We start from the raw sequence: 25494 nt of genomic DNA, 5'->3' as shown, positions 1-25494 counted from the left end.
CTTTAGACCGGACCATAGACAGGGCGGGGTTGATCCCCCGCCCTGTTCTTCCTCACACTCACCAAATCTCTGACACGAGGCGCCGATGCTGACCTACGCGACGCGACGTCTGATCCTGTCTATTCCGACGCTACTGTTCATCAGTTTCGTCATCTTCATGCTGCTCCAGCTCGCCCCGGGCGATCCCATGGCGCAGGTCCCCCTCACCGTTCCGCCGGAAGTGAAACAGAAGATGCGCGAGGCGCTGGGGCTCGGAGAGCCGCCGCTCGTGCAGTACTGGAAATGGCTGGTCCAGGTCCTGTGGCTCGAGCCACAGGTGATGATCGACTGGCTGACCAACGACACCTTCCTGTTCGGCTGGCTGCCCGACACCAACCTCTACAACGGCGAACTCCGCGTGATCTCGTGGCAGACCCGCTCGCCGGTGATGGACATCATCCTTCAGCGGATTCCGCAGACGCTCATGGTGGTGGGCATCGCCTACATCGTCGCGATCCTGATCGCCCTGCCCATCGGCATCTACTCGGCCTACCGCCAGTATTCGGTGTTCGACCAGGCGGGTACCTTCGTGACGATGATCGGCTTCTCGATCCCGCCGTTCTTCACGGGCCCGCTGCTCATTGTGATCTTCTCGGTCCAGATGGGGTGGCTGCCCTCGATCTACGACACGACCCACGTCGTGAACGACTGGGAAAGCTTCAAGGTGCAGCTGCAGCAGATGATCATGCCGGTCATGGTGCTGGCGCTTCAGATCACCGCCCAGCTGTCGCGCTACATGCGCGCCTCGATGCTCGACAACCTCAACCAGGACTACGTGCGCACCGCGCGCGCCAAGGGCCTGTCGGAGAAGATCGTGGTTCTGGTGCACGTGCTGCGCAACTCGATGATCCCGGTTGTCACGGTCATCGCGCTGGGGCTTCCGGCGATCTTCGGCGGCGCGATCATCACCGAGAACGTGTTCAAGGTGAACGGCATCGGCCAGCTTCTCATCACGGCGCTCTTCGCGAACGACCTGCCCATGGTGATGACGCTGACCTTCATCTTTGCCGTGCTGATCGTGCTCTTCAATCTCATCGCAGACGTGCTCTACGGCCTGCTCGACCCGCGGATCCGCTATGACTGAACCCGCTCCCGCTTCCCCCGCCCCGATCGAGGCGCTCAAGGACGACGTTCCGCAGGCGCCGCCGCGCAGCCAGTGGCGCGACGTCTGGGACCAGTTCACCAAGCACAAGGGCGCGATGTTCGGCGGGGGATTCCTGCTGTTCATCACGCTCGCCGTGCTGATCGGCCCGTTCATCTGGACGGTCGATCCGCAGGACATCGACATCCGCAACAAGGACATGCGGCCGATCTACACGGCGATCTGGAACTCGGACGCCGACGTGAGCTGGGCCAAGCCGCTGGGCTCCGACCAGCTTGGCCGGGACAACCTTGCCCAGATGATCGCGGGCGGCCAGGCCTCCATGGCGGTCGGCTGGGCTGCCATGATCCTCAGCCTCGTGATCGGCGCGGGCATCGGCGTCATCGCCGGCTTCTTCAAGAAGCTCGACGGCCCGCTGATGCGCCTGACGGACCTGTTCCTGTCGCTGCCGATCCTGCCGCTGCTGCTGGTGGCGGTGACGCTGTTCCGGCAGCCGCTGCGGGCCAACTTCGGCCCAGAGGGCGGCATGTTCATCCTGATCGTGACGGTCATCGCCATCACATCGTGGATGCCCACGGCGCGGATCGTGCGGGGCGACGTGCTGGCCATCAAGGAACGCGAGTTCGTGCTGGCCGCGCGGTCCATCGGCACGCGGCCGGGCAAGATCATCCGGCGCCACCTGCTGCCCAACGTGCTGTCGCCCATCATGGTCTCGGCTGCGCTGGGTCTGGCCACGGCGATCATCACCGAGAGCTCGCTGTCCTTTCTCGGCGTGGGCTTCCCGTCGGACTTCCCGACATGGGGCAAGATGCTCGCCGACGCCGTGCAGCGGATGGAGCACTTCCCCGAGCGCGTGATGCTGCCGGGCATCGCGATCTCGCTCACGGTGCTGTCGGTGAACTACCTCGGCGACGGCCTGCGCGACGCACTCGACCCGCGCATCCGGGGTCGTTGAGGCCGGTGCCCGCCTACGCCGCCTTCCTGCGCGCGGTGAACGTGAGCGGGACCGGCAAGCTTGCCATGGAGGACCTGCGCCGCCTGATCCAAGAGATCGGCGGACGCAGGGCCGCCACCTACATCGCGAGCGGCAATGCCGTCTTCGAGCATGACGACGACACCCCGGGCGCGGTGAAAGCCGCGCTCGAGGCGCGTCTGGAGGCCTTCACCAGGCGTGCGGCGGGCGTGATGATCCGGACCACCGATGACCTCGATACCGTGCTCTCGGAGCTTCCGTGGCCCGAGGCCGATCCGAAGCAGCTGATGGTTCTTTTCCTCGACGGGCCTGTGCCCGAGGACCCGGAAGCAAATCAGATCACCGACGAAAGCATCGCCCCCGGTCCCGGCTGTCTCTACGTGCACTACCCCTCCGGCATGGGTCGCTCGAAGCTCGCCTATCCCGCCCAGAAGACCGGCACCGCGCGCAACCTCAACACGGTGCGGAAGGTTCATGGGATGCTCCGCGCACTCGGGAGTCCGTGAATAAGGACAGGGGCACGGCCCGAAGCGGCCACCGCGGAACAGGGACGCCACCCACCTAGCCTGCCACAGAACAGGGCAGCTGCCCTCGATGCGCCCAACGGAACGGCATTCGCCGCATGAAAGGGCAGCCACCCTTGATCCGGCAAAGCCCCCCGGTCTAAGGCAACAGCGCCGCCGAAAGGAGCGTCCGCCATGTATGAATCCCTGAACATCACCGCCCTCACCGCGCCACAGGCCGCGGTCGTGCTGGGGCTGCTCGTCGGTCTTGCCTTCGGCGCGCTGGCCGAGATCACGGGCTTCTGCTTTCGCCGTTCGCTGGTCGGCAGCGACCGCCGGCAGGCCATGGGCGTCTGGATGACGGCGCTCGCCGTGGCGATCCTCGGCACACAGGGGGCGGCGGCGATGGGCTGGATCACCTTCGCGGACCACCGTTTCTACACGCCCCAGATGCCGATGCTCGCCATCGCGCTTGGCGGGTTGATGTTCGGCGCGGGCATGGTGCTGACGCGCGGCTGCGTCTCGCGCCTGACGGTGTTGGGGGCGACGGGCAACACCCGCGGGCTGCTGGTGGTGGCCGTCTTCGCGATCACCGCGCACGCCACGCTGAAGGGCATCCTTGCCCCGGTGCGCACCACGCTGGGCAGCGTGACGGTGAACATGGGCGACACGCTGGGCTTTGGCGCCCTGCCCGGCGGGCCGCTGCTCTGGACGCTGGTGCTGGCCGCCGCGGCGCTGGTGATCGCGGCGACATCGCGCAACCGCCCCGTCATGCTGGTTCTTGCCGCGCTTCTGGGCCTGCTGGTGCCGCTGGCCTGGGTCGGGACGGGCTTCGTCCTCTACGACGACTTCGACCCGATCGCGATGGAGAGCCTGAGCTTCACCTCGGCCTGGGCAGACACGCTCTTCTGGACCATCGCCTCGACATCCATCCCCGCGGGCTTCGGCAGCGGGCTGATCGGCGGCGTGCTGGTGGGTGCGCTGATCGCGTCGCTGGCCGGGGGCCGCTTCCGCTGGCAGAGCTTCGAAAGCCCCGGCCAGACCGGCCGCTACATGGCAGGCGCGGGCCTCATGGGCATGGGCGGCGTGATGGCCGGCGGTTGCACCGTGGGCGCGGGCCTTGCCGGTGTGCCGACGCTGTCCTTCGCCGCGATCCTCGCGCTTGGCGCCATCGCCGTGGGCGCGCTGGTCTGCGACGCGCTGCTGGGCCGCGTGCCCGCGCTGCAATCGGCTTAGATCAGGGCTCGGGCGCGCCGCGCTCCACCTTCTCGCGGATGCGGGACATGGCGAACCAGACCGCCGCCACGACCGGCAGCGTCACGGCGGCGGTCAACAGCCCCTTGCTGACGCCCAGCGCCCCGGCGACCGGGTAGAGCAGGTAGCCCGCCAACGAGACCGCGTAGTAGCTGATCGCCACGACCGACAGCCCCTCAACCGTCTTCTGCAGCCGTAGCTGAAGGTCTGCGCGCCGGTTCATTCCCTCCAGCAGCTGCTGGTTCTGGGCCGAGCGTCCGACCTCGACCCGCGTGCGCAGCAGTTCGGCCGCGCGGCTGGCCCGCGCCGCCATGCCTTCGAGCCGGACCTCGGTCGACTTCACCGTGCGCATGGCCGGATCGAAGCGCCGCATCATGAACTCGCCGAAGGTCTGCCGCCCGTGGAAGCGCTCCTCGCGCAGGACCGAGATGCGCTGCCCGACGATGGCCTCGTAGGCCCCCGTCGCGCCCAGCCGAAAGGCGATACGCGTGCGCAGGTTCTCGAGCTCGGCCGAGGCGGCAAGAAGCTGGCGGAGTGTCTCTTCCTCCTCGCCGTTCTCGCCCGTCATCGCCTCCATCAGGCCCGACAGCTCGTCATCGATCTCGCCCATGCGGGCACCGATCTCCTTCACCCGGGTGAAGCCGAGCATGGACATGGTCTTGTAGGTCTCGATCTCGCAAAGCCGCTGGACGATGCGCCCGATACGCCGCTGACCTACGCCTGCATCGGGGAAGACGGCAAAGCGCATGTGCCCCGCCGGATCGAGGTGGAAGTCCCCCGCGACCACCGCGTCGTCGTCGATCACGCGGCTGACGGCGACGCTTTCGGGTACGAACCAGTCACCTACGGCATGCTGGATCTCGCCCTCCTCGGGGCGCGGCACGACCCGGATCAGCGCGCTTGTCAGGCAGGCGCCCGGCGCCTGCACCAGCCAGTCGTCGGGAAAGACGCCGAGGTCGCCCGGATCGAAGGGCCGCTCCCCCAGCCCGTCGAGGAAGACGGTGTAGGTCACGAACTCGGTATGCTGTTCCCACTTCAGCTCGTGCTTGCCGATCCGCCCCGAGTAATGCGTGGCCCCCGGCTGCGGATGCTGCGCGCCGTAACGGTCGAGCAGCGCCACGAGATGCGCAAGGTCGCGCGACCGGTCCCGCGCGGCGGCCTGCCGGGGTTGCTTGATGGCGAGGTAGACCGCCCGGCAGGGCGCGCGCAGCACTGGAAAGGGGCGGGCGTGCAGCTCGTTGGCAAGCTGGTATCGCAGGGGGTGATCCTCGATCGGCGGCATCGGCGGCTCCGGCTGTTTCGCGCGGAAGGTACCCTAGGGTCGCCACAAGTAAAGAGGAATATCACCGTTTTTCAAAGCGTTAGCGGAATGCAACGGTATACCGCCTCGGGGGATCAGTCCGTTCGCATGGGCGCGTAGTGGCTTGTCATGCGGTAGGCCTTGCGCGGCCCCGCCACGTGGCAGGTCACGCTCCAGCGCGGCCAGTCGCCGAAATCGTAAGTGAAATCATACTGATCCGGGTCGCACCAATGCCCCGCAGCACCGCCCTCGGGTGGGACCTGGTGAAAGAACCGCCCGTCGGCGAAGTGCACGGCAAGGTCCGTGGTCCACACCGTCCGCTTCTCGGACACGAAGCGGCCCTGCGGCAGGATCAGCTCACCGCGCTCGTCGCAGATGGCGCCCTGCCCTTCGCGCCGCCAGCGGGCAAGCCCCTCGAACCGGGCCCGCGTGCCGTCATCGTGGTGGATCTCGCGGTGCAGGTCCCAGTCGCCCAGGAAATCCTCGAGTGTCTTCATGCGCTTTCCCCCGGACCGCCGCTTGCCTGCCCGTGCGTCGCCTTCTATGACGCGCACGATCCCCAACACAACGGAAGGCAGCCCATGATCCCGCGTTATGCCCGCCCTGAAATGACCGCCATCTGGGCGCCGGAGACCAAGTTCCGCATCTGGTACGAGATCGAGGCCCACGCCTGCGACGCGCAGGCCGCGCTTGGCGTGATCCCCAAGGAGAACGCCGAGGCCGTCTGGAAGGCCAAGGACGTGGACTTCGACGTCGCCCGCATCGACGAGATCGAGGCCGTGACCAAGCACGACGTCATCGCCTTCCTCACCCACCTTGCCGAACACGTGGGCAGCGACGAGGCGCGCTTTGTCCACCAGGGCATGACCTCGTCCGACGTGCTCGACACCTGCTTCAACGTGCAGCTCGTGCGCGCGGCCGACCTGCTGCTCGCCGACATGGACAAGCTGCTAGCCGCACTGAAGAAGCGCGCGATGGAGCACAAGATGACGGTCCGCGTGGGCCGCAGCCACGGCATCCACGCCGAGCCCACCACCATGGGCCTGACCTTCGCCCGTTTTTACGCCGAGATGGACCGCAACAAGGCCCGCCTTCTGGCCGCGCGCGAGGAAGTGGCCACCGGCGCGATTTCCGGCGCCGTGGGCACCTTCGCCAACATCGACCCGCACGTGGAGGAACACGTCTGCGAGAAGCTGGGCCTCAAGCCCGAGCCGATCAGCACGCAGGTGATCCCGCGCGACCGCCACGCCATGTTCTTTGCCACGCTGGGCGTGATCGCCAGCAGCATGGAAAACGTCGCGATCGAGATCCGCCACATGCAGCGGACCGAGGTGCTGGAGGGGGCCGAGTTCTTCTCGATGGGGCAAAAGGGCTCATCGGCCATGCCACACAAGAAGAACCCGGTGCTGACCGAGAACCTGACCGGCCTTGCGCGACTTGTCCGCATGACCGTGATCCCCGCGATGGAGAACGTGGCCCTCTGGCACGAACGCGACATCTCGCATTCCTCGGTCGAGCGCGGCATCGGGCCCGACGCCACCGTGACGCTCGACTTCGCGCTGAACCGGCTGGCGGGCGTCGTCGACAAGATGATCATCTATCCCGACAACATGCTGGAGAACATGAACAAGTTTCCCGGCCTCGTCATGTCGCAGCGCGTCCTGCTGGCGCTGACGCAGGCGGGTGTCTCGCGTGAGGACGCCTATTCCATGGTCCAGCGCAACGCGCTCAAGGTCTGGGAAGAACGGCTCGACTTCCGCGAACTGCTGCTGGCCGACGAAGAGGTCGTGGCGGCCCTCGGCGTCGATGGCATCAACGAGAAGTTCGACATGGACTACCACACCAAGCACGTGGACACGATCTTCAAGCGCGTCTTCGGCGAAAGCTGACGGCCTCGGGCGGTGCGCAGGGGCGCGCCGCTCATGCAAACGTGAGGCGGAATGACGCCTGCCACGACAGCCATCATTTTGACGCAGGGTAAGGCCATGCTACTTTTCTCCTGCCCGCAACAGGAGGACTGGAAGATGACGTTCAAGACGGTACTTGCCGCGCTCGCCCTCGCCTTCGTTCCCGTGATCGGTTCGGCCGCGTGCTACGGCGCCCACGAGGAGCAGGTCTCCACCTGCGCCGACGGGATGACCTACGACACCGCACAGGGGGCCTGCGTGGTCATCGCAAGCTGACGGATCGGGGCGGCCGGAATAGCCGCCCTTTTCCTTTCCGAACCAGAACCTATGCCCGCGGGCTGCAGTCCGCGACATGCAGCGGACAAAGCGGGGCTTAACGGCTCGGCAACCTTGGGGCGCTAGTTCTGCAAGTCGGGCCGGAGACGAACCGGACCCGCGGCTGAACGGAGCCTCCCGCATGTCTCGACAGACCTCACTCGCCACCCTGCCCCGCCCCTTCGTGCCTGCTGGTCCTGCCGGCCTCTCGCGCAAGGCCAAGGCGGCGATCATCGTGCAGTTTATCCTGAACGAAGGTGCGGACGTGCCTCTCTCCGCCCTGCCCGACGACCTCCAGACCGAGTTGACCTGCCAGCTCGGATCGCTCCGCTACGTCGATCGCGAAACGCTCAATACCGTAGTCGAGGAATTCTCGGACGAGCTCGAGGCCGTGGGTCTCAGCTTTCCCGGCGGCATGGCCGGCGCTCTCGACGCGCTCGAGGGCAAGATCAACCCGCGCACTGCGCAGCGCCTCCGTCGCGAAGCCGGGGTCCGCCAGGTGGGCGACCCCTGGGACCGCATCAATGCGCTACCTGTCGAGAAACTCGAAGCGCTCATCCAGGGCGAAAGCATCGAAGTCGCCGCCGTGATGATGTCGCGGATCGACGTGAGCAAGGCCGCTCAGGTTCTCGGCCGCCTGCCTGCGGAACGCGCCCAGCGGATCACCTACGCTGTCTCGATGACGACCGGGGTCACGCCGGACGCGGTCGACCGCATCGGCATCAGCCTTGCCACCCAGATCGATTCCGAACCACCCAAGGCCTTCGACAAGAAGCCCAACGAACGCGTCGGCGCGATCCTCAACTACACAAACGCCGCCGTCCGCGACGAACTTCTCGACAGCCTCGAGAAGGAAGACGAGGAATTTGCCAACGCCGTGCGCAAGGCGATCTTCACCTTCGGCAATATCCCCGAGCGGGTGAATGCCATCGACGTGCCCAAGATCTCGCGCGACGTGCCGGTCGAAACGCTGGCCACCGCCGTCGCCGCCGCCAGCAACGACGAAGAGAACCGCACCGTCGACTTCCTGCTCGAGAACCTCTCCAAGCGCATGGCGGCGAGCATCCGCGAAGAAGCAGAGGGGCTCGGGGCGATCAAGCCGAAGATCGGAGAAAAGGCCATGAACGCGGTCGTAAGCGCGATTCGTGACCTCGTCGCCATCGGCGAGATCGAGCTTCTGGACCCCGACGAAGAGAAGTAACGCCCCGCCGCAACCCTTGCTGCCCCCTCACGCGGGCTCTAAGACATCGCCGAGTTCACTCAGGGTGGCATGTCTTGGCAGAACCGACGACGACCGAGGACCCGCAGGGCAACTGGCAGGAATGGGCCGTGGACCGCGCCTTCCGCGGCATGATCCGCACCGCGCTGGCCCTGCCGTGGGAGCGCCGTGTCGCGATGATGGGCTGGCTCATGCGCCGGCTCGTGGCTCCGCGCGCGGGCTGGCGGAACCGTGCGCTCGCCAACATGGCCTACATCTGGCCGGATATGCCGCTGTCAGAGCGTGAGGCGCTCGCAGACCGGGTGGCCGAGAACGTCGGCCGCACCATCGTCGAGAATTACGATGTTCCCGGCATGCTCCGCCGCATGGGTAACGAGCCGTTGCAGGGCGATGGCGTCGCCGCGCTGGAGCAGGCCCGCGCCGAGGGGCGCCCGGTGCTTTTCGTGACGGGCCACTTCGGCAACCACGAGGCGCCGCGCGCAGCACTGGTCGCCCGCGGCTACCAGATTGGCGGGCTCTACCGCCCCATGTCCAACCCCTATTTCAACGCCCACTACGCCGCCAACATGCACAATCTCTCGGGCCCTGTCTTCGAGCAGGGCCGCCGTGGCACAACGGGCCTCGTCCGCCATGTCCGGCAGGGTGGCATGGCGGCGCTGCTCTTCGACGTCTACGACAGCCACGGCACGCCCATCGACTTCCTCGGCAAACCCGCGCCCACGCTCACATCTGCGGCCGAAATCGCGAACCGTGGCGATGCGCTGATGATTCCCTATTTCGGCCGGCGCCGCGCCGACGGGCTGGGGCTTGATGCGGTGATCGAGGCGCCGATCCCGAAAGGCGATCCGGTGGAGATGATGCGCGAGGCCACCCGGCGGCTCGAAGCCCGCATTGCGGAGGATCCGGAGCAGTGGTTCTGGTTCCACCGCCGTTGGAAGCCGAAGCGTCAGCGGAGGCGCGCGGCCGCAAAGATGGGCCCGAACCCCTCGCCCTGAACCAGGACGGCGACCGGGCGGTCCGCCGCCGCCTCGGCGGTCAGCTCGATTTCGCTCTCGCCATCCCAGCCGCCGACGACCTTCCAGTCGCGCACGATGTGGCTGTACGAGATTTCCTTGCCCGCGTTCTCACCGCGTTCGATCGCGACGGTCTCGTTCGGAGTGTAGGTGACCAGATGGATGTCACAGCGCGGCAGGTCCTCGGTCAGCGAGCGCAGGCTGATGACCAGCATCGTCCCCTCGCGCCGCACCTGAAGGTCGACCTCTTCGGGCTGGTCCGCGTGCTTGCCGATGAGGTCGGCCAGATGCATCGGCTTGGTGCCCATCAATGCCGTCTCGCCGTCGACGATCATCTCGGGCGTGTAGACCGTCCGCCGATGCGCACGCCGTGCGTATCCCTTCTGGCGCTCGGAATAGGCGGCACTGGCAAAGCGATCCTTCCAGCCGAGATAGTCCCAGTAGTCCACGTGCAACGCAAGCGGAAGCACGTCGTCGCGGTCCACCAGTTCGCCCAGCAACTCGTCCGCTGGAGGACAGGCGGAACACCCCTGCGAGGTGAAGAGTTCCACCACAACGGGGTCATCACCCGCGATGGCCGCCCCGGGCAGCGTGGCACTGAACGCTGCAAAGCAGGCAACGGCGATCCGCGAGGGGGCGAAGGACATGAAACGGGCTCTCCATACTGATACCATTCGTGCTAGTGAAAGCGACGGCGACACGCCAATCAAGCTTTTGCGAAAAGAAGGTGTGCTGCAGGGGCTCGTTTGTATTCCATTGTATACTAAAATTGCCGCACCCCCTTGATCGGTGCCCCCCGTTACGGCAGATAACCTTCAACTCTCATCAGCCACCAGCCATTCCCGAGGGAGATCTTCATGCCCATTACGGTCGGTAACGACAGCGCCAAGACGCGCAAGACGCTTTCGGCGGGCGGACAGTCCGTCAGCTACTACTCGATCAAGGCGGCCGAAGAGGCGGGCCTTGGCGAATTCTCGAAACTGCCGGTTTCGTTGAAGGTCGTGCTCGAGAACATGCTCCGCTTCGAGGACGGCAAGACCGTCGAGGTGGACGACATCAAGGCCTTTTCCGACTGGGCCAAGAACAACGGCAAGGGTGACCGCGAGCTGGCCTACCGCCCGGCCCGCGTGCTGATGCAGGACTTCACCGGCGTTCCCGCCGTGGTCGACCTTGCCGCCATGCGTGACGGCATCAAGGCGCTCGGCGGCGATCCGCAGAAGATCAACCCGCTCAACCCCGTCGACCTCGTCATCGACCACTCGGTCATGATCGATGAATTCGGCAATCCGCGCGCATTCCAGATGAACGTGGACCGCGAGTACGAGCGCAACATCGAACGCTACACCTTCCTCAAGTGGGGCCAGAAGGCGTTCAACAACTTCCGCGTTGTGCCGCCGGGCACCGGCATCTGCCACCAGGTGAACCTCGAGTACCTCGCCCAGACCATCTGGACCGACGAGGACCAGAACGGTGAAACCGTAGCCTATCCCGACACGCTGGTTGGCACCGACAGCCACACAACCATGGTCAACGGCGCCTCCGTGCTCGGCTGGGGCGTCGGCGGCATCGAGGCCGAGGCCGCAATGCTCGGGCAGCCGATCTCCATGCTGATCCCCGAGGTCGTGGGCTTCAAGCTGACCGGCAAAATGGTCGAGGGCACCACCGCCACCGATCTCGTGCTCAAGGTCTGCGAGATGCTGCGCGAGAAGGGCGTGGTCGGCAAATTCGTCGAGTTCTACGGCGACGGTCTGGACAACGTCACGCTGGCCGACCGTGCCACCATCGGCAACATGAGCCCCGAATTCGGCGCCACCTGCGCCTTCTTCCCGATCGACGATGAGACCCTGCGCTACCTCGAGATGACGGGCCGCGAGAAAGACCGCATCGCGCTGGTCGAGGCCTACGCCAAGGAGCAGGGCCTGTGGCGCGAAAAAGGTGCCGAGCCGGTCTTCACCGACACGCTCGAACTCGACATGGGCACCATCGTTCCCGCCATCTCGGGCCCCAAGCGCCCGCAGGATTACGTCGCACTGACCGATGCCGCAGATACCTTTGCCGAATACGTCAAGGGTCAACGCAACGGTGACGATGCCGACGCCAAGCAGGAAGTGCGCTGGGAAGGCGAAGGCGGCGCGCCCGAGCCGGTCACCATTCCCGGCGACGAGGGCCACCACAAGCGCGGCTTCGTCAAGATGACCGACATCGACGGCGAAGAGAAAACCTTCCAGCTTCACGACGGTTCGGTCGTGATCGCCTCGATCACGTCCTGCACCAACACGTCGAACCCCTACGTGATGATCGGCGCCGGTCTCGTCGCCAAGAAGGCGCGCGAACTCGGCCTCGACCGCAAGCCCTGGGTCAAGACCTCGCTGGCCCCCGGCTCGCAGGTGGTTTCCGCCTACCTCGAGGCCGCCGGGCTGCAGGACGATCTCGACGCCATCGGCTTCAACCTCGTCGGCTACGGCTGCACGACCTGCATCGGCAACTCCGGCCCCCTCGCGCCCGAGATCAGCCAATGCATCGCCGACAACGACCTGATCGCCACCTCGGTGCTGTCGGGCAACCGCAACTTCGAGGGCCGGATCAGCCCCGACGTGCGCGCCAACTACCTCGCCTCGCCGCCGCTGGTCGTGGCCTATGCGCTGGCCGGAGACATGAACATCGACATCGCCAACGACCCGCTGGCCCATGACAAGGACGGTAACCCCGTCTACCTCAAGGACATCTGGCCGACCCAGGAAGAGATCACCAAGCTGGTCGAAGAGACCGTCACGCGTGAGAGCTTTCAGGAGAAATACGCCGACGTCTTCAAGGGCGACGAGAAGTGGCAGTCGGTTGAGACCACCGATGCCGAGACCTACGACTGGCCGGCAAGCTCCACCTACGTGCAGAACCCGCCCTACTTCCAGGGCATGTCCCAGGAACCCGGCGAGATCCACAACGTCGAGGGCGCCCGCGTGCTTGCCGTGCTCGGCGACATGATCACCACCGACCACATCTCGCCCGCCGGCTCGTTCAAGGAAAGCACTCCCGCGGGTCAGTACCTGATCGACCGTCAGGTGCCCCCGCGCGAGTTCAACTCCTACGGTTCGCGTCGTGGTAACCACGAGATCATGATGCGCGGCACCTTCGCCAACATCCGCATCAAGAACGAGATGCTGGACGGCGTCGAGGGCGGCTACACGCTGGATCCCGAGGGCAACCAGGCCTCCATCTTCGATGCGGCCATGGCCTACCAGGAGCAGGACACCCCGCTGGTGATCTTCGGCGGTGAACAGTATGGCGCCGGCTCTTCGCGCGACTGGGCAGCCAAGGGCACCGCTCTGCTGGGCGTCAAGGCGGTCATCGCCGAGAGCTTCGAGCGCATCCACCGCTCCAACCTCGTGGGCTTCGGCGTGATCCCCTTCGAGTTCACCAACGGCGACACCCGCAAGTCTCTGGGCCTGACCGGCAAGGAGTCAGTCTCGATCGAGGGTCTCGAGGACGTGACACCGGGCGCGACCGTGCCCTGTACCATCACGATGGAAGACGGCAGCGAGAAGACAATCGACCTCAAGTGCCGGATCGATACCGCGATCGAGGTGGAATACGTCAAGCACGGCGGCGTGCTGCACTACGTGCTGCGCAACCTCGCCAAGGCTGCCTGAGGCCTGAACGCAAGTTCGCTACGGAAAAGGCCCCGCGAGGGGCCTTTTTCATGCGCGCTCTTCTGCCGATGCGCTGAAGCACAGCTTTGAATTTACGCCACGCCTCCCATTTCTTGTGTCACAACAAGAAAAAAGACGAGGCAAGCAGATGAAGAAGACCACCATTTTCCAGATCGGGGCGCTGATCCTGATGATGCTCTACGGGGTCTACGCGACCACGGGCCCGGGCGGTGCGCAGCCGGCGGCGAGGCCGCAGATCTGCACCCCGGAAACACCCTGCGACAGCTGACCGAGGCGCGAGACTGACAGGCAGTGCTTGGCGCCCGCTCGCCGGACGCCAGGGCGGGACGCGTCACACCCGCCAAGCGCCCCCGAGACGCGCGCCAGCGCGGCGAGAGCTCTGCATGCGCCCCACCCGGGGCGCCACTCCGCCGGTTCAAATAGCCCGGCTCAGCGAACCTTGAGCGTGGCGAGGCCGATGATGGCCAGGATCAGGGCGATGATCCAGAAGCGGATCACGATGGTGGGTTCCGCCCAGCCCTTTTTCTCGTAGTGGTGGTGGATCGGCGCCATCAGGAAGACCCGCTTGCCGGTGCGCTTGAAGTAGAGCACCTGGATGATCACCGACAGCGCCTCGACCACGAAGAGCCCACCCACGATAGCGAGGACCAGTTCGTGCTTGGTGGCGACCGCGATGGCCCCGAGAGCCCCGCCAAGGGCCAGCGAGCCGGTATCGCCCATGAAGACCGCTGCGGGCGGCGCGTTGTACCACAGGAAGCCCAGCCCCCCGCCGACGATGCCGGCCGTGAAGATCAGGATCTCGCCCGTGCCGGGCACATAGTGCACGTCGAGGTACTCGGTGAAGTCGGTCCGCCCCACTGCATAGGCGATGATGCCCAGCGTTCCGGCGGCGATCATCACCGGCATGATCGCCAGCCCGTCCAGCCCGTCGGTCAGGTTCACGGCGTTGGCCGAGCCCACGATCACGATGATGCAGAAGGGCACGAAAAGGAACCCAAGGTTCAGCAGCGTGTCCTTGAACACCGGGAAGGCCAGCTGGTTGGTCAGCTCGGCCGGATGATAGAGCGCCGCCCAGGCCCCCGCGATACCCGCGATCAGGAACCCCAGCAGCAGCCGCGTGCGCCCCGAGACGCCCTTGGTGTTCTGCTTCGAGACCTTGGCATAGTCGTCGGCAAAGCCGATCGCCGCGTAGGAGGCGGTCACGAACAGCACCATCAGCACGAAGGCATTGTCGAGCCGCGCCCAGAGCAGCGTGGAGGTCATCACCGCCCCGATGATCAGCAGCCCGCCCATCGTGGGCGTGCCCGCCTTCACCGCGTGGCCCTCGGGCCCGTCGCTGCGGATCGGCTGCCCCTTGCCTTGCGTCTTGCGCAGCACGTTGATCAGCGGCAGCCCGAAGAGGAAGCCGAAGATCAGCGCCGTCAGGAAGGCCCCGCCTGCGCGAAACGTGATGTATCGGAAAAGGTTGAAGACGTCGCCGCCATCGCTGAGTTCCGTGAGCCAGTAAAGCATGGCACCCCTATTCTTCTTCGGCGGGCGCTTGGCCCATGTTCCGTATCGCGTCAACCACGCGCGCAAGCCCCATGGACTGCGATCCCTTGACCAGCACCACGTCGCCCGCGTCGAGATCCCGGCCCGTCCCGGCAGCAAGCTCGCGCGCATCCTCGGTCCAGCGGCCCCGCCGCGTTTCCGGCAGCGCAAGCCAGAGGTTGCGCATGAGCGGGCCGACGCAGTGGACCACGTCTATCTTCTTTGTGGACGACAGGCGGGCCACCGCGGCATGCCGCTCGGCCTCGGTCTCGCCCAGTTCCTTCATGTCGCCCAGGTAGGCGATCCGCCGTCCCCGGTTGACACGGCCCAGGCCGTCACGCGGTCGCGCGGCGGCGAGCACCTCGAGCGAAGCGCCCAGCGACGCCGGATTGGAATTGTAGGCGTCGTCGATCAGCTCGACCGTCAGGCGCGGATCGACCGGGTCGAGCTGGATGACCTCGCGCGCCCCGCGTCCGGCTCCGGCTTGCCACTGCCCCAGAGAGGTGATGGCCAGCGCCCGATCGCGGCGCAGCGCATGCACCACGGCCAGCACGCCGATCGCGTTCACGGCGAAGTGCCGGCCGGGCACCATGACCTTGTAGAGCAGCGGAAAGCGCCAGGCCCGGCCCCGCGCAACCGTGCAGTTGTCCTGCACCCGGATGTCGCTGACGCGGTGGTGATTGCCGGGCTTCTCGCCGAAGGAGATCACGCGCGCCGCATGCGCGCGCGCCTGCTCGCGCAGGATCGGGCTGACCTCGAGATCGCCGTTGTAGACCGCCACACCGCGCGGCCCGAGCCCTTCGAAGATCGCGGCCTTCTCGCGGGCGATGGCCTCTATGTTCTCGAACGCCGCAAGATGCGCTGGCGCCACGATGGTCACCATCGCCACGTCCGGAGCGGCCATGCGCGTCAGCGGCGCGATCTCGCCGGGATGGTTCATCCCGATCTCGATCACCGCAAAGTCGAAATCCTGCGGCATCCGCGCCAGCGTCAGCGGCACGCCCCAATGGTTGTTGTAGCTCTTCTCGGCCGCATGCGTGCGCCCCTGCGCGCACAGCACCGCGCGCAGCATCTCCTTGGTCGAGGTCTTGCCGACCGATCCGGTCACCGCCACAACCTTGCCGCGGAAGCGCGCGCGCGCGGCACGGCCCAGCGCCTCGAGCCCCGTCTGAACGTCGTCCACGACAAGCAGCGGCGCATCCTCGGGCAGGCCCTCGGGGATATGGCTGACCAGCGCCGCGGCGGCGCCGGCCTGGAGCGCCTGCGCCACGAAATCATGCCCGTCACGTGCGGCCTTCAGCGCCACGAAAAGATCGCCCGGCGCCAGGGTGCGTGTATCGATCGACACACCTGTGGCATTCCATGGCGCGGTCACCCGCCCGCCGGTCGCACGGGCGGCATCATCCGAGGACCAGAGCGTCATGGCGTCCGCCCGTCCAGTGCCGCCACGGCCACGCTGGCCTGTTCGGCATCGTCGAAGGGATAGATCGTGTCCCCCACGATCTGGCCGGTCTCGTGGCCCTTGCCGCAGATCAGAAGGGCATCCCCCGGCCCCAGCGCATCGACGCCGCGCAGGATCGCCTCGGCCCGGTCGGCCACCTCGATCACGCTGGCGCCGTCCACGGCACCCTGCATGACGGCGGCGCGGATATCGGCCGGCTCCTCCGAGCGCGGATTGTCGTCGGTGACAATCACCATGTCGGCGTGGGCGGCAGCTGCCTGGCCCATCAGCGGACGCTTGCCGCGGTCGCGGTCGCCGCCGGCGCCAATGATGGCCACAAGCCGTCCCATGACGTGGGGGCGCAGCGCCTTGCAGGCGGCGGCCACGGCATCGGGCGTGTGCGCGAAGTCGACGAAGACCGATCCGCCATTGCCGCGCCGCGCCGCAAGCTGCATCCGCCCGCGCACCGTGTTGAGCATCGGCAGCATGTCGAAGACGTCGTCCGGGTCGGCCCCCGCAGCAATCACCAGACCCGCCGCAACAAGCACGTTCTCGGCCTGGAAGCCGCCGATCAGGTTCAGCCGTTCCTGCCGGGGCCTGCCGTTCCAGATCAGGCGCATCTCTTGCCCGGTCGCGTCGAAGCGCTGCGCGGAAAGCTGCAGATCCGCGGCGTCGCGCCCAACGGTGATGACATCCTGCCCTCGTGCGCGGGCGATCGCGGCCATGTCGACTCCGCGCGGGTCGTCGATGTTGATGACCGCCACACCGTCCTCGGGCAGCACGCGGGCGAAAAGCCCCGCCTTCGCGTCAAAGTAGGCATCGAGCGTATCGTGGTAGTCGAGGTGATCCTGCGAGAAGTTGGTGAACCCCGCCGCGACAAGCTGCACACCATCGAGCCGCCGCTGGTCGAGCCCGTGCGAGGAGGCCTCCATCGCCACATGGTCGACACCCGCCTTGGCGGCCCCTGCAAGCGCCCGGTGCAACGTGATCGGATCCGGCGTGGTGTGATGCAGCGGCGAGTGCCAGTCGCCTTCGACCCCGGTGGTGCCGACATTGACCGCGCGCAGGCCCATCTCCTGCCAGATCTGGCGCGTGAAGCTCGCGACCGAGGTCTTGCCGTTGGTCCCCGTCACGGCGACGGCCACCTCCGGCTGCGGCCCGAACCAGAGCGCGGCGGTGAAGGCCAGCGCCTCGTGCGGGTTCTCGGCCACGACCACCGCGGCCTCCTTGCCCTCGAGCTCGTGCGCCGCGATGCGCACGCCCTCGGCGTCGGTGAGGATGGCGGTGGCCCCCTGCGCAAGCGCGGTGCCGATGAACTCGGCCCCGTGCACCCGCGTCCCGGGCAGTGCCGCGAACAGATGACCGGGCATGACGGCGCGGCTATCGATGGAAAGCCCCGTCACGCGTGCCTCGCGCCCGCCCCGCGCGGTCAGCCCCAGCTGCGCCAGGCTCTGCTCTGCTGTCGCCTTGTCCGGACCCTCCGCCATCGGGTGCTCCTGCCTTCGATTTTCAAGCCGCGCCCGCGCGGCGGCGGGCCTGTCAGATCACTGCGACGAGACGCGCAGCACGCGCTCTGCTTGCCCCTGTTCGACCTCGGGGCGCAAGCCCAGAAGCGGCGCGATCCTGCTGATCAGGGTCGAGGCCACCGGCACCGCGGTCCAACCCGCCGTGCGGCGCGGTTCGCTGCCCGAGGTCTCGACCGGCTCGTCGAGCGTCACGACGAGGGCATAACGCGGATTGTTCGTCGGGAAAACCGAGGCGAAGGTCGCGATCACCTTGTCCTCGTAGTAGCCGCCGCCGTTCTCCTTCGGCTTATCCGCGGTCCCGGTCTTGCCGCCGACCGAATAGCCCGGCACGTCACCCATCGAGGCGGTGCCCTCGGTCACGACCTTGCGCAGCATGTCGAGCGCATTGCGCGCGGTCCGCTCGGACATCACCCGCGCGCCCTGCTGCGGGGCGGACTGGCGCAGCAACGTGGGCCGCACGGCACGTCCGCCGTTGCCCAGCGCCGCATAGGCCGCAGCAAGGTGAAGCGGAGTGGTCGACAGGCCGTGGCCATAGGAAATCGTCACGGTGGACAGGTCGGTCCAGTCGCGCGGCAGCAGCGGCTGGCCGCCGCGCGCCTCGACCATCTCCAGCGGGACGGGATCGAACAGGCCCAGCGAGCGCAGGAACTGCTGCTGGCGTTCCTTGCCGATCTGCAGCGCGACGCGCCCCGTGCCCCGGTTCGAACTGTTGATGATCACCTCTTCGAGCGTGAGATCGCCGTAGTTCTTGTTGTGGAACTCGCCGATGCGATGCCCACCCACCACGAAGGGCGGATTGGCGTCGATCATGGTCTCGGGCGCCGCAAGCCCCAGTTCCATGGCCTGCGCGGCGGCGAAGATCTTGAAGGTCGAACCAAGCTCGTAGACCCCCTGCACCGCCCGGTTGAAGATCGGGCTGTCGGATTGCCGCCCGGTCACCGGCGGCCGAGGCCGGTCGTTGGGGTCGAAGTCCGGCAGCGAAACAATCGAGATGATCTCGCCCGTGTGCACGTCCATGAGGACGCTTGCCGCGCCCTTGGCGTTCAGCAGCTTCATGCCGCCTTCCATGACCTCTTCGGCGACGGCCTGAACCGACAGGTCGATCGACAGCTCAAGCGGCGCGCCGCCACGTGCGGGGTCGCGCAGCAATTCGTCGAGGTGCTTTTCGATACCGGCCGTACCCACCAGTTCGGCGGCATTCACGCCCTCGCGGCCGAAGCGCGCGCCACCAAGGACATGCGCGGCAAGCCTGCCATTGGGATAGAGCCGCATCTCGCGCGGCCCGAACAGCAGCCCCGGCTCGCCGATGTCGTGCACCTGCTGCATCTGCTCGGGGCTGATCTTGCGCTTCACCCAGAGAAACTTGCGTTTGCCGGTGAAGTCCTCGATGAGATCCGCCTCTTTCAGGTCGGGGAAGATCTGCGCCAGCTCGCGCGCCGCGCGCGTCGGATCGATCATCTGGTGCGGATGCGCATAAAGCGAATGCGTGCTCATGTTGGTCGCGAGCAACCGTCCCTGCCGGTCGACGATGTCGGACCGGCTCGCACGGATCGAGGCACCGCCGGCATAGGCCCGCGGCTCCGAGGCCTCGGAGGCCGCCAGAACGCCCATGCGCGCGCCCACGACAAGGAATCCGCAGAAGAACATCACCGCCATCACCAGAAGCCGGCTCTCGGCGCGCTGGCGCAGCCGGTCGCGCATCTCCTCGTGCCGCAGGCGCAGGTTCTCGCGTTCGATCGCGTCGGGGTTCTCGCCGCGTTCACGGGCTTCGAGGATGCGGGCAAGCGGACGAAGAGGGGTGCGGATCATGGGCGTGCTCCGGCGGTGCTGAAGGAAATCGGCTCGGACATGCTCAGGTTCAGTTCCGGCTGCGGATATGCGACCTGGTCGATGCGCCCGAACTGGCCGGACCGCAGCGGCGACAGACCCAGCTTGTCGTAGTTCAGATCCGCAAGATCGCGCAGTCGGTCGGGCCGGTTCAGGTAGGCCCATTCCGCCTTCAGCACCGCAAGCCGGTCGCGCGCGTCGGCAATTGCTGTTCGGGTGGCGCGCACGTCCTCGAGCGCCGCCTGCGTGGCATAGTTCTCGCGGTAGGCCCAGAAACCGGAGGCGATCACGGCGAGGGCGACCAGCACGAATAGGATCAAGCGCATCTCTATGGTCTCCTGCTACGGGTCAGTTCGGGCATGGACAGCGCCTCTGGCGTGACGTCCTGCGGCGGCAGATCGGTGCGCTGCGCCACGCGCAGCTTGGCCGAGCGGGCCCGGGGATTGACCTCGGTCTCGGCCTTCTCGGGCCCCACCGCCTTGCGGGTGAGCACGTGGAACGGTGTTTCGGCGGCGGGCGGCGCCTCGCTTGCGTAGCGGTTCACGTGGGTCTTGCGGTCGCCGTGCTCCTGGAAGAAGCGCTTCACCATGCGGTCCTCGACCGAGTGGAAGGTCACCACCGCCAGCTTGCCGCCGGGCCGCAGCGCGCGCTCCGCCGCCACCAGCCCCTTCCAGAGCGACTCGTATTCCGCGTTCACGGCGATCCGCAGCCCCTGGAAGCTTCGCGTGGCCGGGTGCGCCTGCCCGGGCTTCGACCGTGGCAGGCACCGCTCGATGATCCCGGCAAGCTGCCCGGTGCGTTCGATCGGCGCCTCGGCGCGGGCGCGCACGATGGCCTTGGCGATCCGGCGCGAGGCGCGCTCCTCGCCGAACAAGTAGAGGATATCCGCGAGCGTCGCCTCTTCGGCGCCGTTCACGATATCGGCGGCGCTCTCGCCGCCCTGCCCCATCCGCATGTCGAGCGGCCCGTCGCGCATGAACGAGAAACCGCGCTCGGCCTGGTCAAGCTGCATCGAGCTCACGCCCAGGTCGAGCACGACGCCGTCCACGCCGGTGGCATGGGCGTCCATGTTTGCGAAATTGTCCTCGACCAGCCAGACCCGGTCACCCCAGGACGCGGCCCAGTCCGAGGCCATGCGCAGGGCGGAGGGATCGCGGTCGATGCCGATGACACGCTCGGCCCCGGCCTCGAGCAGACCGCGGGCATAGCCCCCGGCCCCCAGCGTCCCGTCGACCCAGGTCCCCGTGACCGGCGCGACCTGCTCCAGCAGGGGCTGAAGCAGGACCGGGATATGCGGCGCCTGCCCCGCCATCTAGACCCCCGCACCATCCAGAAGCTGCATCGGGTCGAAGTCTTCGGGCATTTCCTCGAAGAACTCCTCGACCTCGGCGCGCTCTTCGGCCTCGTAGGTCGCGGGATTCCAGATCTGGAACTTGTCGAGGTTGGAGGCGAAGTAGGCCTCGCCGGTCACGCCGATCTTCTCGCGCAGCTTCGCGGTCAGCACGATGCGGCCGGTGTCGTCCAGCGTCACTTCCTGCGAATGGGTGGAGTAGATGCGCTCCATCATCTTGCGGTTCTTGGAGCCCGACGGCATCAGCGCGATGCGATCTTCGAGCTCGCCGTGCGCGGCGATGGTATAGCATTCGAGAAACTTGGCAGCGGGATTGCCATAGACCACGACAAGGCGTGGGTTCAGGCCTTCGGTGTAGTCGGGATCACCTTCCTGAAGCACACGGCGGAACGAGGCCGGTACCGAGACCCGCCCCTTCGTGTCCACCTTGTTGGTGAACTCGCCCTTGAACCTCAATCTGCGGCCCACTGTCCCAACAGCCCCTGTCCCTGCCCCAGTTGTTGAACGAAAAACGGCGGGTTGATCGGCTGCCATCGATCAACCCGCCGTCCGACCCGCGTCTGGCGGGTGTCTCCAACTGCGCGCGCCACCTGGGGGGATGAAACTTCGCGCTCGCAGCGGATCCTGTCACGATGAGAGCGGGTGCCTGTATGAAACCTGCTCTTTTATTCTTGCCTTGGGGGTTGGTCGTTGACCGGGGTCTTTTTGCGCCCCTTTCCCGTCTCTCATCGTGGTAAAAGGTATGTCATGGGAATGTGTGCCACTCAACCCCTTTTTTTGGGATCGCGTCCTCCGGATCACTATCAAAGGCTTCTCAACGCGCTCAGAAAGTCTGACAATTCCGGCACCTAATGGCACATGCAGATACTGACCTGAATTCAGGCACCATATGTAGCGCCATATGCCGCCAGTCACCCCGCCCCATGATTTCCCAAAAAAATTTCGGATCCGCCCGACCCGGGGCAACGCCACTTGCGAATCCCTTGCGAATCCTCCGTCTGGCCAAGGGAATCCCTGCCTCAGCCCAGTTCACTCACATTAGACGCGACGCCGGCCCATGATTTCCCATGGCCACCCCACGCCCGCCCAGCGGGCGTTCTCGGTCCATGTCGCGCAACCACGGCCCGCCGGGCGGCCCGGCGCCTTGACCCTGCCCGCGCCTTCCGGAATACCACGGCGCAAAGGAGGCACCATGCCAACCGTCATCACCGACAGCCACTGTCATCTCGATTTCCCCGACTTCGACGAGGAGCGCGCCGACGTGATCGCCCGCGCGCAGGAGGCCGGTGTGCATCGGATGGTCAGCATCTGCACCCGTCTGCGGCAGGCAGACCAGGTACGCGCCATCGCCGACAGCTATGCCCCCGTCTTCTGGGCCGCCGGGACCCACCCGATGAGCGCGGCAGAGGAACCCATGGTCTCGGTCGACGATCTCGTGGCGCTGACCGATCATCCGAAATTTGTCGGCATCGGCGAGACGGGCCTGGACTACCACTACACCGCCGAGAGCGCCGAGGTGCAGAAGGAAAGCCTCAAGGTGCACATCGCGGCGGCGCAGGAAACCGGCCTGCCCCTTATCATCCACGCGCGCGCCGCGGACGAGGACATGGCCCGCATCCTGACCGAAGGCTACAAGGCCAAGCCCTATAGCTGCGTGATGCACTGCTTCTCGTCCGGCGCCGACCTCGCGCGCGCCGCGCTCGACTGCGGGTTCTACCTCTCGATGTCGGGGATCTCGGCTTTCCCGAAGTCCAAGGAACTGCGCGCGATCTTTGCTGAGGCCCCGCTCGAGCGCATCCTGGTGGAAACCGACAGCCCCTACCTTGCCCCGCCGCCCTACCGCGGCAAGCGCAACGAGCCGGGCTATACCGTGCACACCGCCAAGGTCGGCGCCGAGGTCTTCGGCCTCTCCTACGAGGATTTCGCCGCCGCGACCGAGGCCAACTTCGACCGGCTCTTCTCGCGTGCCGCAGCATGGAGCGCCGCCGCATGAGCGGAGAACTGCGTTTCACCATCCTCGGCTGCGGAAGCTCCGGCGGCGTGCCGCGCCTCGGCGGGAACTGGGGCGACTGCGACCCGGAAGATCCGCGCAACTTCCGGCGCCGCTGCTCCCTGCTGGTCGAGCGGGAAACCGAAGACGGCACGACGGCCGTGCTGGTGGACACCTCGCCCGACATGCGCGCGCAGCTTCTGGACGCGCGCATTGGCCGGCTCGACGGCGTCGTCTGGACCCACTCGCATGCCGACCATGTGCACGGGCTCGACGACCTCCGGCAGATCGTCTTCAACACGCGCGAACGGCTGAACGTCTGGGCCGACGGCCCCACGCAGGACGCGCTCATCAACCGTTTCGGCTATGCCTTCACCCAGCCCGAGGGCTCGCCCTACCCGCCGATCCTGTCGATGCACACCATCGACGGCCCGGTGACGATCGAGGGTGCCGGCGGACCGCTGACCTTCACCCCCTTCGAGGTCGAGCACGGCGCCATCGACGCGCTTGGCTTCCGTATCGGCGACGTGGCCTACCTGCCCGACGTGGTCGAGATCCCCGACGCCGCCTGGCCGCATCTTCAGGGTCTCGAGTGCTGGATCCTCGACGCGCTGCGCCGCGATCCGCACCCGACGCACGCGCATCTCGCCAAGTCGCTCGAATGGATCGAGAAGGTGGCGCCCACCCGGGCGGTTCTCACCAACATGCACATCGATCTCGACTATGCCGCGGTGGAGGAGGAGACCCCCGCGCATGTCACTCCCGCCTACGACGGGATGGTGATCCGCTACCCGCTCTGACAACCGGCAGGGGACTCCTCACATGCAATCGCTGCTCGAAGTCATCCTGCCGGTCTTCCTGGTCATCGGCCTGGGCTACTTCGCCACCTGGCGCGGCATCGTCGACGACCGCGCCGTCGACGGCCTTATGCGCTACTCGCAGCAGATCGCAATCCCATGCCTGCTCTTCCATGCGATCTGGACGCTGGACCTCGGCGCGAACTTCAACCTGCCGCTCCTGACGAGCTACTACACGGGCGCCATCACCGGCTTTGTCCTCGGTCTGCTCGCCGCACGCTACCTCTTCAAGCGGGAATGGGAGGACGCGGTAGCCGTCGGCTTCTGCTGCCTCTTCGCGAACTCGCTGATGCTGGGCATCCCGATCACCGAACGCGCCTACGGCCCCGACGCGCTGCAATCGAACTACGCGATCATCGCCGTGCACTCGCCGATCTGCTACGGCATCGGCATCACCGCGATGGAAATCGTCCGCGCCCGCGGCGGCCCGATGCACACCTTGCCCGCCAAGGTGCTGGGCGCCATGTTCCGCAATTCGCTTGTGATCGGGATCATGCTCGGTGCCACGGCGAACGTCACCAGCCTGCAACTCCCCGAGACGGTCACCCACGCGCTCGACATGGTCATCCGCACCGCGATCCCGACCGCGCTCTTCGGGATGGGCGGGGTGCTCTACCGCTACCGCCCGCAGGGCGACGGACGCACCATCGCCTTCGTCTGCGTCGTGACGCTGATCCTCAACCCTGCGATCACCTGGACCGTCGGCAAGATGACCGGCATCTCGACCGAGGCCTTCCGCTCGGCCGTCCTGACTGCAGCCATGGCCCCTGGCATCAACACCTATGTCTTTGCCAACATGTACGGCCGCGCGCGCCGCGTCGCGGCCTCATCGGTACTGATCACCACGGGCCTGTCGGTGATCACGATCTGGCTCTGGCTGGCCGCGCTGCCCTGACCAGGGGATCGGGGGATCAGTCTGCCTCGTCACCGCCCCATCGCGGGGCCTGTGCCATCCCGCGCCGTAGCTCCGGCAGAGCCTTCTTCGGGAGAATCAGTACCATCACGGGCGCGTCGAATCCGAGCTCCACGGGCCCCGTGACCTCGTTCGAAGTCCCGATCGTGCCCGCCGGCGCGAAGTCGATCCCCTCGATCGGCCAGCGCAGCCCGGTGGACCGCCCTGCCACGTGCCCCAGCGGCCAAAGCGACAGCCGCATACCCACGGGCAGTTCGAGCACCAGTCGCGGCGGTGCCAGAACGACGGCATCCTCGCGGCCCACCAGGATACAACTCTGGCGTGATCGCGCCGCCAAAACTGTCAAGGCTGCCACAGTGTGGTCAACACGCGCCCCAAGAAAGCCGAAACCGAGGATCTCCGCGGCGGAAATGCGTCTCAGGCATTTCTCGAAGTCGGTACTGTCCTGTTCGTCGACCTCGTGGATGGTATCCGGGTCCAGTCGGCGCCTCAACTCAGGCGAGAGCGAGTCCATGTCCCCGATCACCGCGTCGGGCCGAAATCCAAGGCGCATCAGGCGTCCCGCGCCGCCATCCGCAGCCACCCGCGCCGAAGCGCTTTGACAGGCCGCACGCAGATCCGCGTCCAGAAAATCGCCCCCACCGACAAGGATCACCGTCCCCGTTTCCCGAACAATACTATTGATCATGATAGATTGGCGAAATGTTGCGGGGAGGGGTCACAATCGAGACATAGAATGATACCGTGACCTGCAATAAATCGCTCC

The 25494-nt window shown here is 66.6% G+C and carries 24 protein-coding genes; 13 read left to right on the top strand and 11 right to left on the bottom strand.

From position 1 onward, the window contains the following. The first annotated feature begins 85 nt into the window (after positions 1–85). The 4 genes from C8N44_RS06585 to C8N44_RS06570 all read left to right on the top strand — a co-directional run bounded on the left by C8N44_RS06585 (position 86) and on the right by C8N44_RS06570 (position 3853). Complete coding sequence (locus C8N44_RS06585) at positions 86–1123, top strand: ABC transporter permease (RefSeq protein ID WP_107975385.1); 1038 nt, start codon at positions 86–88, stop codon at positions 1121–1123. After that, positions 1116–2096: an ABC transporter permease gene (locus C8N44_RS06580; protein ID WP_107975384.1), complete on the top strand. Its 981-nt coding sequence runs from the start codon at positions 1116–1118 to the stop codon at positions 2094–2096. Before C8N44_RS06585 ends, C8N44_RS06580 begins: the two co-directional genes overlap by 8 nt. Before the next feature lie 5 nt (positions 2097–2101). After that, positions 2102–2620: a DUF1697 domain-containing protein gene (locus C8N44_RS06575; RefSeq protein WP_107975383.1), complete on the top strand. Its 519-nt coding sequence runs from the start codon at positions 2102–2104 to the stop codon at positions 2618–2620. Positions 2621–2812: 192 nt separating this feature from the next. Beyond that, complete coding sequence (locus tag C8N44_RS06570) at positions 2813–3853, top strand: YeeE/YedE thiosulfate transporter family protein (protein ID WP_107975382.1); 1041 nt, start codon at positions 2813–2815, stop codon at positions 3851–3853. A gap of 1 nt (position 3854) precedes the next feature. Here C8N44_RS06570 and C8N44_RS06565 read toward each other — a convergent pair whose 3' ends face one another. Together C8N44_RS06565 and C8N44_RS06560 are read right to left on the bottom strand one after the other, a co-directional pair. Beyond that, positions 3855–5153, bottom strand: coding sequence for a DUF3422 family protein (locus tag C8N44_RS06565; protein WP_107975381.1), 1299 nt, complete (start codon positions 5151–5153; stop codon positions 3855–3857). Between the two features lie 113 nt (positions 5154–5266). After that, positions 5267–5668 carry a DUF6314 family protein gene (locus C8N44_RS06560; RefSeq protein WP_107975380.1) on the bottom strand — a complete coding sequence of 134 codons (402 nt, stop codon included), beginning with the start codon at positions 5666–5668 and terminating at the stop codon, positions 5267–5269. An 84-nt stretch (positions 5669–5752) separates the two neighbouring features. On the opposite strand from C8N44_RS06560, the gene purB reads away from it, so the two are divergent. The 4 genes from purB (at position 5753) to C8N44_RS06545 (ending at position 9607) form a co-directional block, all read left to right on the top strand. Next, on the top strand, positions 5753–7060 hold the full coding sequence (gene purB / locus C8N44_RS06555; RefSeq protein WP_107975379.1) for an adenylosuccinate lyase: 1308 nt from the start codon (positions 5753–5755) through the stop codon (positions 7058–7060). 135 nt (positions 7061–7195) lie between these two features. Then, entirely contained in the window at positions 7196–7354 is a 159-nt protein-coding gene (locus tag C8N44_RS23330; RefSeq protein WP_158274014.1) for a hypothetical protein, read from the top strand. A 181-nt stretch (positions 7355–7535) separates the two neighbouring features. Next, the gene (locus tag C8N44_RS06550; protein ID WP_107975378.1) at positions 7536–8594 is read left to right on the top strand and encodes a flagellar motor switch protein FliG; all 1059 of its coding nucleotides are present in this window, start codon (positions 7536–7538) and stop codon (positions 8592–8594) included. 74 nt (positions 8595–8668) lie between these two features. Then, a complete protein-coding gene (locus C8N44_RS06545; RefSeq protein ID WP_244641008.1) occupies positions 8669–9607 on the top strand; it encodes a lysophospholipid acyltransferase family protein in 939 nt (312 codons plus the stop codon). Here C8N44_RS06545 and C8N44_RS06540 read toward each other — a convergent pair. Beyond that, positions 9559–10272, bottom strand: a complete 714-nt coding sequence (locus C8N44_RS06540; RefSeq protein ID WP_107975377.1) for a DUF1223 domain-containing protein — start codon at positions 10270–10272, stop codon at positions 9559–9561. The genes C8N44_RS06545 and C8N44_RS06540 overlap by 49 nt on opposite strands. Positions 10273–10482: 210 nt before the next feature. On the opposite strand from C8N44_RS06540, the gene acnA reads away from it, so the two are divergent. Both acnA and C8N44_RS23325 read left to right on the top strand, forming a co-directional pair. Next, positions 10483–13272 (top strand): aconitate hydratase AcnA, encoded by a 2790-nt coding sequence (gene acnA / locus C8N44_RS06535; protein ID WP_107975376.1) that lies wholly within the window; start codon positions 10483–10485, stop codon positions 13270–13272. Positions 13273–13420: 148 nt separating this feature from the next. Then, entirely contained in the window at positions 13421–13561 is a 141-nt protein-coding gene (locus tag C8N44_RS23325; protein ID WP_158274013.1) for a hypothetical protein, read from the top strand. A gap of 161 nt (positions 13562–13722) precedes the next feature. On the opposite strand, the gene mraY is transcribed toward C8N44_RS23325, so the two are convergent. Genes mraY through mraZ form a run of 7 tightly spaced genes read right to left on the bottom strand, consistent with a single transcriptional unit; the run spans position 13723 to position 21436 of the window. Then, positions 13723–14805: a phospho-N-acetylmuramoyl-pentapeptide-transferase gene (gene mraY, locus C8N44_RS06530; RefSeq protein WP_107975375.1), complete on the bottom strand. Its 1083-nt coding sequence runs from the start codon at positions 14803–14805 to the stop codon at positions 13723–13725. Between the two features lie 7 nt (positions 14806–14812). Then, positions 14813–16246 (bottom strand): UDP-N-acetylmuramoyl-tripeptide--D-alanyl-D-alanine ligase, encoded by a 1434-nt coding sequence (locus C8N44_RS06525; RefSeq protein ID WP_107975374.1) that lies wholly within the window; start codon positions 16244–16246, stop codon positions 14813–14815. Then, complete coding sequence (locus C8N44_RS06520) at positions 16243–17751, bottom strand: UDP-N-acetylmuramoyl-L-alanyl-D-glutamate--2,6-diaminopimelate ligase (protein ID WP_107975373.1); 1509 nt, start codon at positions 17749–17751, stop codon at positions 16243–16245. Before C8N44_RS06520 ends, C8N44_RS06525 begins: the two co-directional genes overlap by 4 nt. Positions 17752–17808: 57 nt before the next feature. After that, a complete protein-coding gene (locus tag C8N44_RS06515; RefSeq protein WP_107975372.1) occupies positions 17809–19599 on the bottom strand; it encodes a peptidoglycan D,D-transpeptidase FtsI family protein in 1791 nt (596 codons plus the stop codon). Next, the gene (gene ftsL / locus C8N44_RS06510) at positions 19596–19943 is read right to left on the bottom strand and encodes a cell division protein FtsL (RefSeq protein WP_107975371.1); all 348 of its coding nucleotides are present in this window, start codon (positions 19941–19943) and stop codon (positions 19596–19598) included. The genes C8N44_RS06515 and ftsL overlap by 4 nt, the downstream gene beginning before the upstream one ends. A 2-nt stretch (positions 19944–19945) precedes the next feature. Beyond that, positions 19946–20929 carry a 16S rRNA (cytosine(1402)-N(4))-methyltransferase RsmH gene (gene rsmH, locus C8N44_RS06505; protein WP_107975370.1) on the bottom strand — a complete coding sequence of 328 codons (984 nt, stop codon included), beginning with the start codon at positions 20927–20929 and terminating at the stop codon, positions 19946–19948. Beyond that, the gene (mraZ, locus tag C8N44_RS06500; protein ID WP_244641007.1) at positions 20930–21436 is read right to left on the bottom strand and encodes a division/cell wall cluster transcriptional repressor MraZ; all 507 of its coding nucleotides are present in this window, start codon (positions 21434–21436) and stop codon (positions 20930–20932) included. A gap of 724 nt (positions 21437–22160) precedes the next feature. Here mraZ and C8N44_RS06495 point away from each other — a divergent pair. From C8N44_RS06495 to C8N44_RS06485, 3 genes are read left to right on the top strand one after another with little or no spacing between them, the layout of a single operon-like run. Continuing rightward, the gene (locus C8N44_RS06495) at positions 22161–22961 is read left to right on the top strand and encodes a TatD family hydrolase (protein ID WP_107975368.1); all 801 of its coding nucleotides are present in this window, start codon (positions 22161–22163) and stop codon (positions 22959–22961) included. Further along, on the top strand, positions 22958–23758 hold the full coding sequence (locus C8N44_RS06490) for an MBL fold metallo-hydrolase (protein ID WP_107975422.1): 801 nt from the start codon (positions 22958–22960) through the stop codon (positions 23756–23758). The genes C8N44_RS06495 and C8N44_RS06490 overlap by 4 nt, the downstream gene beginning before the upstream one ends. Before the next feature lie 22 nt (positions 23759–23780). Next, positions 23781–24710 (top strand): AEC family transporter, encoded by a 930-nt coding sequence (locus tag C8N44_RS06485; protein WP_107975367.1) that lies wholly within the window; start codon positions 23781–23783, stop codon positions 24708–24710. Between the two features lie 16 nt (positions 24711–24726). On the opposite strand, the gene C8N44_RS06480 is transcribed toward C8N44_RS06485, so the two are convergent. Next, a complete protein-coding gene (locus C8N44_RS06480) occupies positions 24727–25416 on the bottom strand; it encodes a thiamine diphosphokinase (protein WP_107975366.1) in 690 nt (229 codons plus the stop codon). Positions 25417–25494 lie beyond the last annotated feature (78 nt).

This window comes from Allosediminivita pacifica, assembly GCF_003054175.1.
Lineage (GTDB): Bacteria > Pseudomonadota > Alphaproteobacteria > Rhodobacterales > Rhodobacteraceae > Allosediminivita > Allosediminivita pacifica.
The sequence above is the reverse complement of the archived record's forward strand: the minus strand, read 5'-3'. Positions and strand labels throughout refer to the sequence as shown.